Below are 13,100 nucleotides of genomic sequence, written 5' to 3' on the forward strand. Positions count from 1 at the left end.
ACTTCATGCTGCTGGAAAAAATTTTACAATCACAAGGGTTTGGTTCACGTAAATATTGTCAGCAGTTAATAAAAAACGGATCTGTAAGTATTGATGGGGAGGTTGCAGATGATCTCAAAAAGCAATTCTCTCCAGAAAATTTAGAGTTTTCTCTCTTTGGAGAAACTTATCAATATCGAGAAAAAGTTTACCTTGCTCTAAAAAAACCAAAAGGTTTTGAGTGTTCACACCAGCCCCATCATCATCAAAGCGTATTTAGCCTTTTACCAGAAATCCTGATTCAACGTGGTGTGCAAGCCATTGGTCGTTTAGATCAAGATACGACGGGCTTACTTTTACTTACCGATGACGGTAAATATCTTCAAGCTTTAACTCATCCCCGTAAACATGTACCAAAGGTTTATCATGTTACGACTATAGATCCGGTTACACCTGAGCAAATTGAGATGTTGAGCCAAGGTGTGAGCTTGCATCAAGAAAAAGGTGTTTTTGCTGCAACAGATGTGAAGATATTAGAAACGCATCAATTAACTATGACGATTCATCAAGGTGTTTATCATCAAGTAAAAAGAATGATTGCAGCTGTAGGAAATAAGGTAGAAGCATTACATCGCCATCAAGTAGGGCAATTGGTTTTGCCTGAACTTGAAGATGGTGAGTGGGTTTATTTATCTGAACAACAAAAACAGCTCGCTCAAAATATCATTTGAGAAAACAATGGAAGGTTTGGAACTCACTATCTCGAATAAATCCCATTTGTTCATATAAACGATGAGATTCATGGTTGTTACTTTGAGTTTCCAAACTAATCCGCAAAGCATTTTCTTGTTTTGCAAATAAGATTGCTGTATCGATTAGCTGTTTAGCAGAACCTTGACGGCGGAAAACGGGCGTAACATATACATCATCTAAGATATAGTAAGTTGAACAAGCAACTGAAGAAAAACCTAAATAGAGTAAAATAAAACCCGTAATTTTATCGTCTTTAATATGAATGAAAAACACACTTTCTCTATTCTCAAAACGTTGTTTAAGGAAGTGAAGTGATTCATTAAAATTAGAAGAGGCCCCATAAAATTGGCGGTATTCATCAAATAAAACGGCGAGTTGCTCTAAATCTTCAAAAGTCGCTCGTCTAACGATCATTTGGCACTCCTTGTAACTTATCATTATGTTTTTACAAAGAGAGCATAACGAAAAAAACAGCTTTTTGACGTTAAAACTTGTTTATAAATGCAACAGTGTTAAGTTTTGTCGCTTTCACCAAGAAGTGCATTAAGTTCTTCAAATAAATCTTCATGGTCATCATCTTCAGCTAAAGTTGATGGATTTTGGCTTAATGAAGATGCTTTTGCTTTTCTCAGCTTTAATAATTGTTCCATATTAATATTCTGATTTTCGATAGCAAAAGGAATAGATTTAGTTAATACGACCTGTTTAAAAAAAAGTCGTACTGCTTGGGCAGGGGTAATTCCCAGTTGTTTAAAAACAGCAAAAGCCTGCTTTTTTTCTTGGGAGTCAAGTCGAACCTGATAAACTTCTGTTTTTCGCATGAATAACAAAACCAAATGATTTTTAATTTTTAGGAATTTATTTTAAACCATCGCAATGTAATTTCAATGCTTTTTGGCATAAAAAATAATCTTTTTGTCATTACGGTTACATTACAATGTCAATTCAAACTCAGAATTAAAAGACATTCCCTCTTTTGTGAGGGGATCTATAAATGAAATGTGCTTAGCTAGTAGTTGTAATGGTTCCGAGAAATCATCTTCAGCCTTGTGTTGAACTACTGGATAAAATGGATCATTTTTAATCGGAATTCCCAAATGGCTTAAATGCACGCGAAGTTGGTGCTGTTTGCCTGTTGTCGGTGTTAAGCGATATTTGGCCCAAATCTGGTTATGCTCGATGAGTTCAATATAGGTCTCGGTATTTGTTTTTGCATTTTCTATAACCCGCATGGTGTAAAAAGGATGACCTTTATCTAAATGCAAATGTAGTGTCTGAGGAAAATTTAAATCTTTTTTATAAGGTGCAATAGCGTGATAAATTTTATTGACTTGGCGCTCTGCAAATAATTGTTGATAAATACCACGCGACTCAACCCGTTTGCAAAATAGAACAACACCAGCAGTTTCACGGTCTAGACGATGAATAGGAGTTAAAAATTCATTGCCTGTTTGTTTTTTTAGTCGGACTAAAAGCGTTTCTTGAACATATTGTCCAGTCGGGCTGATCGTTAGAAAATGGGGTTTATCGACCACCAGTAAATCATCATTCTCAAATAAAATCCGATGTTCAAATGGAACATGTGATTCATATGCAAGAAAGCGATAATAAAAAATATGAGTATTACTTTGATATAGACTGTCTAATGTTAGTTTTTGTCCATTCGCCCCATAAATAAGTCCATCTTGAAATCGTTGTTGCCACTCTTGCGTTTTAATATGTTGGAAATGTTGGCATAGATACTCATAAATAGTTTGAGTATTCGTGTGTGCAGGAAGATAGACTTGGCTTGCGCTTACACCATCAATCATAGGTGGCAAAAAATCGTTCGGACTAGTCATAAAAAAGTGTAAATATGTAAGAAAATTGATATAAAAAAAGCCAACTTCTAGGGCTTAAGTAGGCTTTTAAGGCAGGGCAATGTTATCATATCGATTATTTCGAATCATGTTATGTGTGCTATGTCGTATTCATTGAAATTGGTCTTAAATCATGAAGAAGATACTGAGCGTTTAGCTCAAGCTTTGGCGCAGCATGTTCAGTCGGGTGTAATTTATTTAATTGGGGATCTAGGTGCGGGTAAAACCACACTTACGCGCTATTTCTTACAGGCTTTGGGCCACAAAGGCTCTGTTAAAAGTCCAACTTATACACTCGTTGAGCCATATAAAATTAATGATAAAGAAATTTTTCATTTTGACTTATATCGTTTGAATGATCCGTACGAACTTGAATTAATGGGAATCCGTGATTATTTAGATATCGCAGACGCATTATTTTTATTTGAATGGCCATCAAAAGGTGGTGATGAAATTCCAGAGGCCGATATCATTATTGATATTCAAAAGTCAGATGATGAGTTGAGCCGTTTAGTAACCCTAACTTTACCTACAGAACATTTGTATCAGACTTTGCAGGAACAGCTTCATGACTGATGAAAAGCTAACACAACGTCGTATCCATACATTAGACGCAGCGTTAGCCAACCAGATTGCTGCTGGTGAGGTGATTGAGCGTCCTTCATCTGTTGTTAAAGAATTATTAGAAAACTCTATCGATGCCGGTGCAACTGAACTCATCGTGCGAATTGCTCAAGGTGGTTCGACCCTAATAGAAATTATTGATAATGGGCATGGTATTCATTCTGAAGATTTAGCACTAGCTGTTATGCGTCATGCCACAAGTAAAATTAAAACGGCAGAAGATTTACACGCTATTGTAAGTTTAGGATTTCGAGGGGAGGCACTTGCTTCGATTGCTGCTGTTTCAAGATTGACATTGACCAGTAGCCAAGATGAAAGCGGGATCGGCCATCAAGTTGAAGTAAACGGCACAGCATTTGATCATCAAGAAGTACAAGCTGTTGCTGCTCAAAAGGGAACCCATATACGTGTTCAGGACTTATTTTTTAATGTTCCTGCACGCCGTAAATTCCTAAAAAAACCAACCACTGAATTTGGCCATATCGAAGAGATTGTTCGCCGTTTGGCTCTAACACATTTCGATATACGTTTTGTGCTTGAGCATAATGATAATATTAGAATTAATTTACCTATAGCGGATAGCGGCGAGCTGCGTTTTCAGCGAGTACAGCAATTATTAGGTTCGCAATTCGTACAAAATGCATATTGGATGGATGCTGAAAGTATTAGCATGCGTTTATCGGGTTGGCTAGGCCATCCTTCTGATGCACGTGCGCAGGCTGATATGCAATATGTCTATGTAAATGGGCGTATTGTCAAAGATAAAACAATTTCGCATGCTTTACGCATGGCATATGATGGTATTTTACATGGTCATCAACATTCATCTTATCTACTTTTCTTAGAAGTCGATCCTGAAAATATTGATGTCAATGTTCATCCTACAAAACATGAAATTCGCTTTTTAAATCAAAGAGAAGTGCATGAATTTGTAAGGCATTATGCAAAAGAAACTCTATCGCAATTTCAGACAGCGAGTGCTGATTTAGCTCAAGCGATGAAAGTAGATGAACAATCAGATTATTCAGTACAGCCGCAGCCGAAATATCAAGAACAATTTTCATTGCACCGAGCAAATGAAACTTTAAATGCAGATAGTGAGCCACAGACTCAGCACGCACCAACAGAGTTATTAACCGATTTTAATGCTAGTCGTCCGCAAGCTGTTCACTATGCAGATCAAACACCAAAATATAATGGTTCTGCTCAATTAAATAATGCGTTAAAGACATACTTAGCGCCTCTACGTGACCAACCTGCTACTTTTTCATTAAATGAAAATATTGAACCAGTAACTAAATTTGATGAATTTCCTTTAGGTATCGCAATTGCTCAACTTCATGGAATTTATATTCTAGCGCAGAATACCGAAGGGCTTATTATTGTTGATATGCATGCGGCACATGAGCGTATTTTATTACAACAAATGAAAAATGCTTGGGATAAACCTGAATTTTGGACATCTCAGCAGTTACTTATACCTAAAGTCATTTCTATTAGCCGTATGCAGGCTGTTAGGGTAGAGGAGTTAAAACCTCAACTTGAGCGCTTAGGTTTGGAAATTGATTTATATGGCGATGAGCAAGTTATTGTTCGTGGTGTGCCTGCCATATTACAAAAAGCAGATTTTGAAAATCTTATTCCAGAACTTTTAAATGATTTAGATCCAAATGATGAAGCCCAAGGGTTACTTCAAAAAAGAGACGAGTTATTAGCTGGAATGGCATGTCATGGGGCAGTGCGTGCACATCGACAACTCAGCCTTTCTGAAATGAATGCTTTACTTCGTCAAATGGAACAAACTGAATTTGCGAGCCAATGTAACCATGGGCGGCCAACTTGGCGTGCATTTCCATTATCTCAATTAGATAAATTATTTGCTCGAGGAGAGTAGTTTTACATGTCAAATCAATTGCCCGTCATCAATTTAATGGGACCAACTGCGAGCGGAAAAACCGCTTTGGCATGTGAATTATACGAGCGGGGAAATTTTGAGCTAATTTCTGTTGATTCTGCACTCGTCTATAAAGATATGGATATCGGCACGGCTAAACCAACGCGTGAAGAGCAAGCGCTCTATCCTCATCATCTGATTGATATTATTACGCCTCTTGAAGTTTATTCAGCTGCTCAGTTTGTTGAGGATGCATGTAAGTTAATTGATGATATGCATTCACGCGGTAAGACTCCTATTTTGGTAGGAGGGACTATGTTGTACTTTAAGGCATTGTTAGAAGGGTTGTCTGGTAATTTGCCGAGTGCTGATGCTCAAGTTCGCGCAGCAATTGAAGAAAAAGCTTTAAATGAAGGGTGGCAGGCCGTTTATGATGAATTGGTTTCTGTAGATCCTGCTGCGGCTGTAAAATTTAATGTGACTGATAAGCAAAGGATTATTCGAGCATTAGAAGTTTATAAGATTACGGGTGAACCAATTACGAAATTGCAGGCAGAACAACCCAAAAACGTACCATATCGATACATATTTCATAATTATGCTTTACTTCCAGATCGGGTAGAATTACATCAACGCATTGAGCAAAGATTAAGCAAAATGTGGGATATCGGTTTTTTGAGTGAAGTTGAAGCTCTAATTGAAAAATACGATTTAGATGAAAATTTACCCTCAATGCGTTCAGTGGGTTATCGACAAGCACTAGAATTTCTATTAAAAAGTGACTTAAGTCTCAAAAGTAAACGTGAAATGGAGGATAAAGCTTTATTTGCAACACGACAACTTGCCAAACGTCAATATACGTGGTTACGTTCTTTGCAAGAAATACACGATTTTAAAACTTACTTGACGATAAAGCAGGCGAAAGAAGACTTGCGAAACTCTTATGGATAAAGCAAAATTTGCACACTGTCTTTTTATAATTTTTAGTTGAAAAATAAAGATAGTTTTTTTGCGCTGATTTAAAAATTTTTTTTTGGAGTTAAAAATGTCTAAAGGTCAAACTTTACAAGATCCGTTCTTAAATTCTCTCCGTAAAGAACGTATCCCTGTTTCTATTTTCCTTGTGAACGGTATTAAATTACAGGGTCATATTGAATCTTTTGACCAATATGTTGTTTTATTAAAAAATACAGTAAGTCAAATGGTTTACAAACACGCTATTTCAACTGTTGTTCCAGCTCGTAACCCACGCCCAGCAGGCGCGCAAGGTACAGGCTTCCCAGCACAAGGTGGCACACAAGGCGGCTTCGGTGGTCAACCTACTGGTGGTTTCGGTGGCGGTCAAGGCGGTGGCTTTGGTGGCGGTCAAGGCGGTGGCTTTGGTGGTAGTCAAGGCGGCTTCGGCGGTCAAGGCGGCTTCGGTGGTCAAGGCGGCGGCTTCGGTGGTCAAGGTGGCTTCGGTGGTCAAGGCGGTTTCGGTGGTCAAGGCGGTTTCGGTGGTCATCAAGGTGGTTTTGACAACGATACTAAATTTGAAGATGGTCAAGAAGACGAAAATAATCGTTAATTGAAATCTAAAAAAAAGCCAGTCAAATAATGACTGGCTTTTTTTATGTTTATTTATAAATTAATTTAAAATATTTAATTCAACAGCAGTCGTAATTTGATCATTATGGCTGATATATCTAAATAAATAGAGTTTTAATCGATGCTATTAATATTAGCTGCTGCTTTAAGCAGTGTTTTGGTGTCCATCCTATTAAAAAACTTAAAGAAAAAAGGTTACCAGCCGCTACAAATGATTGCATGGAATTATGCGAGTGCAAGTCTTCTTTGCTTTTGGTGGTTTCAGCCAGATATTCAACATATTTCAATAGAAAAGACGCCTTGGTGGTTAATTGTTGCATTAGGAATGATTTTACCTAGTATTTTTCTATGTTTAGCTAAATCATTAGAATATGCAGGAATTGTTAAAACTGAGGTTGCACAACGACTTTCCGTGGTACTTTCTTTACTCGCAGCTTATTTCATTTTTAATGAACAATTTAATGCATTAAAGCTGTGGGGAATAGGTCTAGGAGTTTTTGCAGTCTTACTCGTCTTATTTGGACAAATGAATACTTCTTCGAATCATCAATCTCGAAAAGCAATTGTTGCTTTATTAAGTGTTTGGTGTGGATATGCTGCGGTAGACATTCTCTTAAAATATACGAGTAGTTTAGGTCTTCAATTTACACTGACGTTGAATCTTATTTTTATTACATCTTTTATATTATCAATTTCATATTTATTGGTGCAGAAAACCCAAAAATGGCAGCTTAAAAGTGCTATAGCTGGATTAGTATTAGGTGTGCTTAATTTTTCAAATATTGCTTTATATGTGAAGGCTCATATCCTTTTAAAGGATTCACCTGCAATTGTTTTTGCAAGTATGAATATTCTCGTAGTGTTATTAGGAATTGCAAGTGGCGTTATTTTATATAAAGAAAAATTAAAATGGCCTACCACTTTGGGTATTTTATTAGGGATCAGTGGCGTACTTTGTTTAGCTAGGGCAATGAGTTTATAGTTCAAGAGAGTTGAATCTCTTGAACTATTTTCATTTTATAAATAGGTAAAAATAACTTCATCTGGTAGACGCGATTTAGGAAGTTTGGCATTGAAATCATTTTCATTGCGATAACCTAGAGAAACAATAACTGAACTACGCAGGCCTTTTTCAGTTAACCCAAGCTCAGCATTTAAAATATCTTCATCAAAGCCGCCCATTGGCGTTGCATCAATTCCTTCTAAACCCGCAGCAAAAAGTAGTTGTCCTAAAGCAATGAATGTTTGATTTTCCATCCACCCAAATAAATTTTTCTGCTCATTTCGATAGAATTCAACATAGCCATGGCGAGTATCTTTTTGGCCGAGCTTTGCTTTTTCATCTTTAAAACGACCGCTTAAATCATCTTGTTCAAGTAATTGATTTAAGTATTCAGCTGAAATATCTGTTCTTGTGCAAAAGATAAGTGTGTGTGATGAATCGAGTACTTTTGGAGCGTTGTAGGCATATTTACCTGTTAAGGCTTTTGCAATTCGTTCTTTAGCTGCCTCATTATCTGCAACTACGAAATGCCAAGGCTGAATATTTACTGAAGAAGGGGTAAAACGTAAAATTTCTAATAATTTATTAAACTTTTCTTGAGGAATTTTCTTTTCAGAATCATACGCTTTTGTTGTATAGCGACTTTTAACAGAATTCAATAGATCCATAGGTGTGCTCCATATCAATCTTATGGCAATTGAGAGAATTTAATCTTTGCCATCATACGCTATTTTATTCAAAAACATTTCCTATGTAATTCGATAAAGAAATATAATGTTTATATAAAATTTTAGTAATTTATTGAAAATGATTGATTTACTGCCAACAGATGCAAAGAGTAAGCTGCGAGAAATTAGAATTGTTAAAGCCTTTATCATTCTTATATTTGTATTGAGTCTTCTTATTTTATACATTGATTATCACAATCATGCACATATAAACTGGAAATTTATATTTATTGCCAGCATGTGTGTGATTTACGATTCTGATTTAAATAAAAAAATTAAAGAATTGAAAGTTGAAATAAAAAGTGAATAATTTCTAGTTAATAATTCCAGACAATCAATTCGAGCTGTTGCGTATTTGAGGATGGATCAATTTCCAAAATATAAGCCTGATCTTCACGCCAATCGCCAAGAACAATTCGTTGTTTCGCTTGTACCTGATGAATTGAAGGGCGGTGAGTATGCCCATGAATCAGTATATCTACATCTTCTAAAGCAGAAATAACAGCTTGTTCATTTACATCCATAATTTCATAGCTTTTTTGCTGTTTATCAGCGGAACTTCTTTTGCGAAAGCCATTCACTAGTTTAGTGCGAAAACTGAGAGGAGTTCGGCGTAAAAGAGCAACTAAGAGCGGATTTCGAATAATCCTTTTAAATCTTTGATAAGAAATATCATCTGTACATAATGCATCGCCGTGTTCTAGACGATATTGATGTCCTGAGATATTGAGGGAATAAATGTCAGGGAGTAAGACGCCATTAAATTTATTGAGGAAAACCTGATTAAGCGCAAAATCACGATTACCGACTTGAAAGTAAACCCGATTCCCTTTTTGATTAAAGTTTTTTAAGGCCTCAACAATTTCATCAAGCCATGGTGCTGAATAGTCATCTCCAATCCAGGCATTAAACCAGTCGCCTAAGATGTAGAGTTGAGTATTTTTATCTTGGTAATGCACCAATAAATCTAAAAACCCTCGAACGAGTCGAGGGTGTTCAGGTGACAAATGTAAATCTGAGATAAACAGATAAGTCACAGCTTTATCCTAAAATTATTCAGAAATAATTTTAGCAGATTCGATTACTACATTTTCTAATGGAACGTCAGCGTGATAACCGCGGTTGCCAGTACGAACACCTTTGATCGCTTCAACAACATCTAAACCTTCAACAACTTTACCAAATACAGCATAACCCCAACCTTGAGCAGTTTTAGAAGTATGGTTCAAGAAAGAGTTATTTTTTACATTGATGAAGAATTGAGCAGATGCTGAGTGAGGAGCTTGAGTACGCGCCATTGCAATCGTACCTTCGTCATTGCTTAAACCGTTATCAGCTTCGTTTTCAATTGAATCGCGTGTCGCTTTTTCTTTGAAGTTTTCATCCATACCGCCACCTTGGATCATGAAACCATCAATGACGCGGTGGAAAATAACGCCGTCATAAAAACCGTCACGTACATATTCTAAAAAGTTTGCTACTGTTTTAGGTGCTTTTTCAGCATTCAGTTCAAGAACAATACGACCTTTATTGGTGTTTAATTCGACTTGAGGAAAACTCATTACATTAATCTCCTAAACATGGGCTTATGACCATGGGTTTTTGGTTGAGAGAAGCATAAGCAAACTGTAAACTACAAGGCAAGTAAAAAACGTTAAAATCTTTGTGAAAAATGAAGATAGCGTTTAAATTTTTCGAAATTTTATCTACAAAGAAGTGATTGATACACTATGAAGCCTAATGATGTTGTCTCGAGCCTGCCAAATAACCCGACACCGAATACTCATGCCTCTGTCGATTCTGCGCAGCAAGAACAACAGGCTGGCTTAGATTTCGTTCGCCAAGTCATTACTGAAGACTTGGCTGCTGGGCGTGCAAAGCAGATCGTAACGCGTTTTCCACCAGAACCAAATGGCTATTTACATATTGGTCATGTAAAAGCAATTTGCCTAAACTTTGGTGTGGCTGAAGAATTTGATGGGTTATGTAATTTACGTTTTGACGATACAAACCCTGATGCTGAAGAACAAGAGTATGTTGACGGTATTGCTAATGATGTGAAATGGCTTGGTTTTAACTGGAATGGTGAGCCGCGCTATGCATCGGGTTATTTTGATCAATTATATGCATGGGCTGTTCAACTCATTGAACAAGGCGATGCTTATGTTGATTTACAATCACCAGAAGAAATTAAGTTAAACCGCGGTAGTTTTGTTGAACCGGGTAAAAACTCACCATACCGTGATGCATCTGTTGAAGAGAACCTTGCGCGTTTTGAAAAAATGCGTAGTGGCGAATTTAAAGAGGGTGAAGCTGTTTTACGTGCCAAAATTGATATGGCAAGTCCAAACGTACACATGCGTGATCCAATTTTATACCGTGTATTGCATTCAGAACATCACCAAACAGGTGATAAATGGAAAATCTATCCAATGTATGACTATGCTCATCCATTGTCTGATGCGATCGAGGGGATTACTCATTCACTTTGTACATTAGAGTTCCAAGATCACCGTCCGTTTTATGACTGGATTGTAGAAAAGGTAAAATCTCAAGCAGTTCCACACCAATATGAATCTTCACGCTTAAATGTGGACTACACCATTACATCAAAACGTAAATTACGTAAATTGGTGGAAGGTGGTCATGTGAATGGTTGGGATGACCCGCGTATGCCGACTGTAGTGGGTATGCGTCGTCGCGGTTTCACACCAGAAGGCTTACGTGAGTTTTGTAAGCGTGTAGGCGTGTCAAAAACTGACGGTATTGTAGATGTTGCAATGCTTGAGTTCTGTATTCGTCAATCTTTGGAAAATACAGCTGCGCGTGGAATGGCTGTTTTAAGTCCACTTAAAGTGACTTTAACCAATTTACCAGAAGATATGGATCTTACACATGCTCGCCATCCAAACGTAGATATGGGTGACCGTGTGATTCCTTTAACTAAGGAAATCTATATTGATCGTAAAGACTTTGAAGAAGTACCACCAAAAGGCTTCAAGCGTTTAGTTCCTGATGGTGAAGTGCGTTTACGCCATGCTTATGTCATTAAATGTGATGAAGTTATTAAGGATGCTAATGGTGAAGTCATTGAACTTAAATGTTCAATTGACCCAGAAACCTTAGGTAAAAACCCTGAAGGCCGTAAAGTTAAAGGTGTAATTCACTGGGTATCTGCAACAAAAGGTATTCCTGCTGAAGTACGTATTTATGATCGTTTGTTCACAGAAGCAGATCCTGAAACAGGTGATGATTTCTTGGCAAACTTAAATCCGGATTCATTGCAAGTGTTAGAAGCTGTAATTGAACCTGCTTTGGCACAAGCGAGTCCAGAAGATCGTTTCCAGTTTGAACGCGAAGGTTATTTTGTTGCTGATCAACAGGATCACTCACCTGAAAAACCAGTGTTTAACCGTATTCTCGATTTAAAAGATAGCTTTAAGCCTGAGAAAAAGTAAGACGCGTAAAATGTTTTTGAGCAAATAGCAGATATAAAAAAAGCCCAACTCAGTTGGGCTTTTTTTATATCTATTTTCTTACATATATTATGCTTTATAGTGCTTTGGCAAATAAGCTAAGCTGGATTAACCACGTAGAAATAAAGAACAATGATGATAAGAAGAATAGATGCTAGCGTTAAATAAGTATTCACTGTATTAAAGCTTTTAAGAAATTTCAGGATTTCCATAGTAAATCAGCGTTTATTTTATGTTACAAAGTTAATAAATTAATAATACACGGAAATTAATTATAAAGGTTCCCAAAGACGGATTAATAATCCATCTCTGGGTAAAAAATGAGCATTTGGCTTTCTAAGTATAATTTAACTAATATATTGAATTAAATATTAACCACTATATCCAATTCGTTTAAGAAATTTTTGAATAACATCAAAAGCAGCATGTTCGAGATTTTGAGCATATTGCTGATTCTCTTCACGAAGTTTTGGAATTGAAATATTTGCATGACGAAGTTCACATGTATGACCAATGAGCCATTTTTCAAAATGTTCTTCAGTCGTTTCAATGTGAAACTGCAAGGCAAGAATATTATTACCGACTTCAAATGCCTGATTGGTATAAACATCGGAACTTGCTAATAGCACCGCATTTTCAGGAAGATCGAAAGTGTCGCCGTGCCAATGTAGAACATGAACATTGTTAAGCAAACCAGATAAAACCTGATTAGCGCGTAAGCTTAAGCTGAGTGGACCCCAGCCAATTTCTTTTTGATGTCCTGCATATACTTTTGCGCCAAGTGCATGAGCAATAAGCTGTGCGCCTAGGCAAATACCAAGTGTAGGCTTGTCAGCTGCTAAACGTTGTTTGAGTAAAGCGATTTCATCTTTTAAGAATGGATAATCGTCAGTTTCATAAACTCCGATTGGACCGCCTAAAATAATAGTTAAACCTTGATGTGAAAAAGCAGGGGTTAAATCATCAACACCTGCCTCAAAATAACGGACGCGAAATCCGAGTTGATAAAAGACATCTTCTAATGAACCTAAGTCTTCGAAAGCAAGATGCTGAATGGCATAAATAGTTTTTGGGAAGGCGTTTGTTGTGCTCATACAAATGATTCATAGAAGATCAATAGGTGGAGTATAGCGATAAATATAAAGAAGAAAATATCTGTATAAATCGTCAATACCTGAAAATTGATATTTTTCGTTA

The 13,100-nt window shown here is 36.8% G+C and carries 16 protein-coding genes; 8 read left to right on the forward strand and 8 right to left on the reverse strand.

Features of this window, described 5'->3' with window-relative positions; translation table 11 throughout:
- The first annotated feature begins 5 nt into the window (after window positions 1–5).
- Window positions 6–710, forward strand: coding sequence for a pseudouridine synthase (locus AOLE_RS06710; RefSeq protein ID WP_013197372.1), 705 nt, complete (start codon window positions 6–8; stop codon window positions 708–710).
- Here AOLE_RS06710 and AOLE_RS06715 read toward each other — a convergent pair.
- The 3 genes from AOLE_RS06715 to AOLE_RS06725 form a co-directional block, all read right to left on the reverse strand.
- Window positions 703–1,146, reverse strand: a complete 444-nt coding sequence (locus AOLE_RS06715) for a GNAT family N-acetyltransferase (protein WP_002122286.1) — start codon at window positions 1,144–1,146, stop codon at window positions 703–705. The two genes, AOLE_RS06710 and AOLE_RS06715, sit on opposite strands and share 8 nt — an antisense overlap.
- Window positions 1,147–1,244: 98 nt before the next feature.
- Complete coding sequence (locus AOLE_RS06720; RefSeq protein ID WP_013197373.1) at window positions 1,245–1,553, reverse strand: type II toxin-antitoxin system RelB/DinJ family antitoxin; 309 nt, start codon at window positions 1,551–1,553, stop codon at window positions 1,245–1,247.
- Window positions 1,554–1,664: 111 nt separating this feature from the next.
- Complete coding sequence (locus tag AOLE_RS06725; protein WP_013197374.1) at window positions 1,665–2,573, reverse strand: pseudouridine synthase; 909 nt, start codon at window positions 2,571–2,573, stop codon at window positions 1,665–1,667.
- A 120-nt stretch (window positions 2,574–2,693) separates the two neighbouring features.
- Between AOLE_RS06725 and tsaE the strand changes: the two genes are divergently transcribed.
- The 5 genes from tsaE to AOLE_RS06750 all read left to right on the forward strand — a co-directional run bounded on the left by tsaE (window position 2,694) and on the right by AOLE_RS06750 (window position 7,678).
- Window positions 2,694–3,167, forward strand: coding sequence for a tRNA (adenosine(37)-N6)-threonylcarbamoyltransferase complex ATPase subunit type 1 TsaE (gene tsaE / locus AOLE_RS06730; protein ID WP_013197375.1), 474 nt, complete (start codon window positions 2,694–2,696; stop codon window positions 3,165–3,167).
- On the forward strand, window positions 3,160–5,109 hold the full coding sequence (gene mutL, locus AOLE_RS06735) for a DNA mismatch repair endonuclease MutL (protein ID WP_013197376.1): 1,950 nt from the start codon (window positions 3,160–3,162) through the stop codon (window positions 5,107–5,109). The genes tsaE and mutL overlap by 8 nt, the downstream gene beginning before the upstream one ends.
- 6 nt (window positions 5,110–5,115) lie before the next feature.
- On the forward strand, window positions 5,116–6,060 hold the full coding sequence (gene miaA, locus AOLE_RS06740; RefSeq protein ID WP_013197377.1) for a tRNA (adenosine(37)-N6)-dimethylallyltransferase MiaA: 945 nt from the start codon (window positions 5,116–5,118) through the stop codon (window positions 6,058–6,060).
- A 94-nt stretch (window positions 6,061–6,154) separates the two neighbouring features.
- Complete coding sequence (gene hfq, locus AOLE_RS06745; protein ID WP_004791573.1) at window positions 6,155–6,676, forward strand: RNA chaperone Hfq; 522 nt, start codon at window positions 6,155–6,157, stop codon at window positions 6,674–6,676.
- A 141-nt stretch (window positions 6,677–6,817) separates the two neighbouring features.
- The gene (locus AOLE_RS06750) at window positions 6,818–7,678 is read left to right on the forward strand and encodes a DMT family transporter (RefSeq protein ID WP_013197378.1); all 861 of its coding nucleotides are present in this window, start codon (window positions 6,818–6,820) and stop codon (window positions 7,676–7,678) included.
- Window positions 7,679–7,713: 35 nt separating this feature from the next.
- Here AOLE_RS06750 and nfsB read toward each other — a convergent pair whose 3' ends face one another.
- A complete protein-coding gene (gene nfsB / locus AOLE_RS06755; RefSeq protein ID WP_013197379.1) occupies window positions 7,714–8,367 on the reverse strand; it encodes an oxygen-insensitive NAD(P)H nitroreductase in 654 nt (217 codons plus the stop codon).
- A 139-nt stretch (window positions 8,368–8,506) separates the two neighbouring features.
- Here nfsB and AOLE_RS06760 point away from each other — a divergent pair, with 139 nt between their 5' ends.
- The gene (locus AOLE_RS06760) at window positions 8,507–8,737 is read left to right on the forward strand and encodes a hypothetical protein (protein ID WP_013197380.1); all 231 of its coding nucleotides are present in this window, start codon (window positions 8,507–8,509) and stop codon (window positions 8,735–8,737) included.
- A gap of 7 nt (window positions 8,738–8,744) precedes the next feature.
- Here AOLE_RS06760 and AOLE_RS06765 read toward each other — a convergent pair whose 3' ends face one another.
- On the reverse strand, window positions 8,745–9,464 hold the full coding sequence (locus AOLE_RS06765; protein WP_013197381.1) for a UDP-2,3-diacylglucosamine diphosphatase: 720 nt from the start codon (window positions 9,462–9,464) through the stop codon (window positions 8,745–8,747).
- 15 nt (window positions 9,465–9,479) lie between these two features.
- Window positions 9,480–9,989 (reverse strand): peptidylprolyl isomerase, encoded by a 510-nt coding sequence (locus tag AOLE_RS06770; RefSeq protein WP_004791583.1) that lies wholly within the window; start codon window positions 9,987–9,989, stop codon window positions 9,480–9,482.
- A 168-nt stretch (window positions 9,990–10,157) separates the two neighbouring features.
- On the opposite strand from AOLE_RS06770, the gene AOLE_RS06775 reads away from it, so the two are divergent.
- Window positions 10,158–11,885 (forward strand): glutamine--tRNA ligase/YqeY domain fusion protein, encoded by a 1,728-nt coding sequence (locus AOLE_RS06775; protein WP_013197382.1) that lies wholly within the window; start codon window positions 10,158–10,160, stop codon window positions 11,883–11,885.
- 116 nt (window positions 11,886–12,001) lie between these two features.
- Here AOLE_RS06775 and AOLE_RS20660 read toward each other — a convergent pair whose 3' ends face one another.
- Window positions 12,002–12,115 carry a hypothetical protein gene (locus AOLE_RS20660; RefSeq protein WP_081399129.1) on the reverse strand — a complete coding sequence of 38 codons (114 nt, stop codon included), beginning with the start codon at window positions 12,113–12,115 and terminating at the stop codon, window positions 12,002–12,004.
- Between the two features lie 159 nt (window positions 12,116–12,274).
- Window positions 12,275–12,997, reverse strand: coding sequence for a glutamine amidotransferase (locus AOLE_RS06780; RefSeq protein WP_013197383.1), 723 nt, complete (start codon window positions 12,995–12,997; stop codon window positions 12,275–12,277).
- Window positions 12,998–13,100 lie beyond the last annotated feature (103 nt).

The sequence above is a fragment of the Acinetobacter oleivorans DR1 genome (assembly GCF_000196795.1).
Taxonomy (GTDB): domain Bacteria; phylum Pseudomonadota; class Gammaproteobacteria; order Pseudomonadales; family Moraxellaceae; genus Acinetobacter; species Acinetobacter oleivorans.

Bases quoted from the DNA above. Each gene is read 5' to 3' on its own strand.
- nfsB (WP_013197379.1), bottom strand. From the start codon at position 8,367: ATGGATCTATTGAATTCTGTTAAAAGTCGCTATACAACAAAAGCGTAT.
- AOLE_RS06780 (WP_013197383.1), bottom strand. From the start codon at position 12,997: ATGAGCACAACAAACGCCTTCCCAAAAACTATTTATGCCATTCAGCAT.
- AOLE_RS20660 (WP_081399129.1), bottom strand. From the start codon at position 12,115: ATGGAAATCCTGAAATTTCTTAAAAGCTTTAATACAGTGAATACTTAT.
- AOLE_RS06710 (WP_013197372.1), top strand. From the start codon at position 6: ATGCTGCTGGAAAAAATTTTACAATCACAAGGGTTTGGTTCACGTAAA.
- AOLE_RS06760 (WP_013197380.1), top strand. From the start codon at position 8,507: ATGATTGATTTACTGCCAACAGATGCAAAGAGTAAGCTGCGAGAAATT.
- AOLE_RS06725 (WP_013197374.1), bottom strand. From the start codon at position 2,573: ATGACTAGTCCGAACGATTTTTTGCCACCTATGATTGATGGTGTAAGC.
- AOLE_RS06750 (WP_013197378.1), top strand. From the start codon at position 6,818: ATGCTATTAATATTAGCTGCTGCTTTAAGCAGTGTTTTGGTGTCCATC.
- mutL (WP_013197376.1), top strand. From the start codon at position 3,160: ATGACTGATGAAAAGCTAACACAACGTCGTATCCATACATTAGACGCA.
- hfq (WP_004791573.1), top strand. From the start codon at position 6,155: ATGTCTAAAGGTCAAACTTTACAAGATCCGTTCTTAAATTCTCTCCGT.
- tsaE (WP_013197375.1), top strand. From the start codon at position 2,694: ATGTCGTATTCATTGAAATTGGTCTTAAATCATGAAGAAGATACTGAG.
- AOLE_RS06715 (WP_002122286.1), bottom strand. From the start codon at position 1,146: ATGATCGTTAGACGAGCGACTTTTGAAGATTTAGAGCAACTCGCCGTT.
- AOLE_RS06770 (WP_004791583.1), bottom strand. From the start codon at position 9,989: ATGAGTTTTCCTCAAGTCGAATTAAACACCAATAAAGGTCGTATTGTT.
- AOLE_RS06720 (WP_013197373.1), bottom strand. From the start codon at position 1,553: ATGCGAAAAACAGAAGTTTATCAGGTTCGACTTGACTCCCAAGAAAAA.
- miaA (WP_013197377.1), top strand. From the start codon at position 5,116: ATGTCAAATCAATTGCCCGTCATCAATTTAATGGGACCAACTGCGAGC.
- AOLE_RS06775 (WP_013197382.1), top strand. From the start codon at position 10,158: ATGAAGCCTAATGATGTTGTCTCGAGCCTGCCAAATAACCCGACACCG.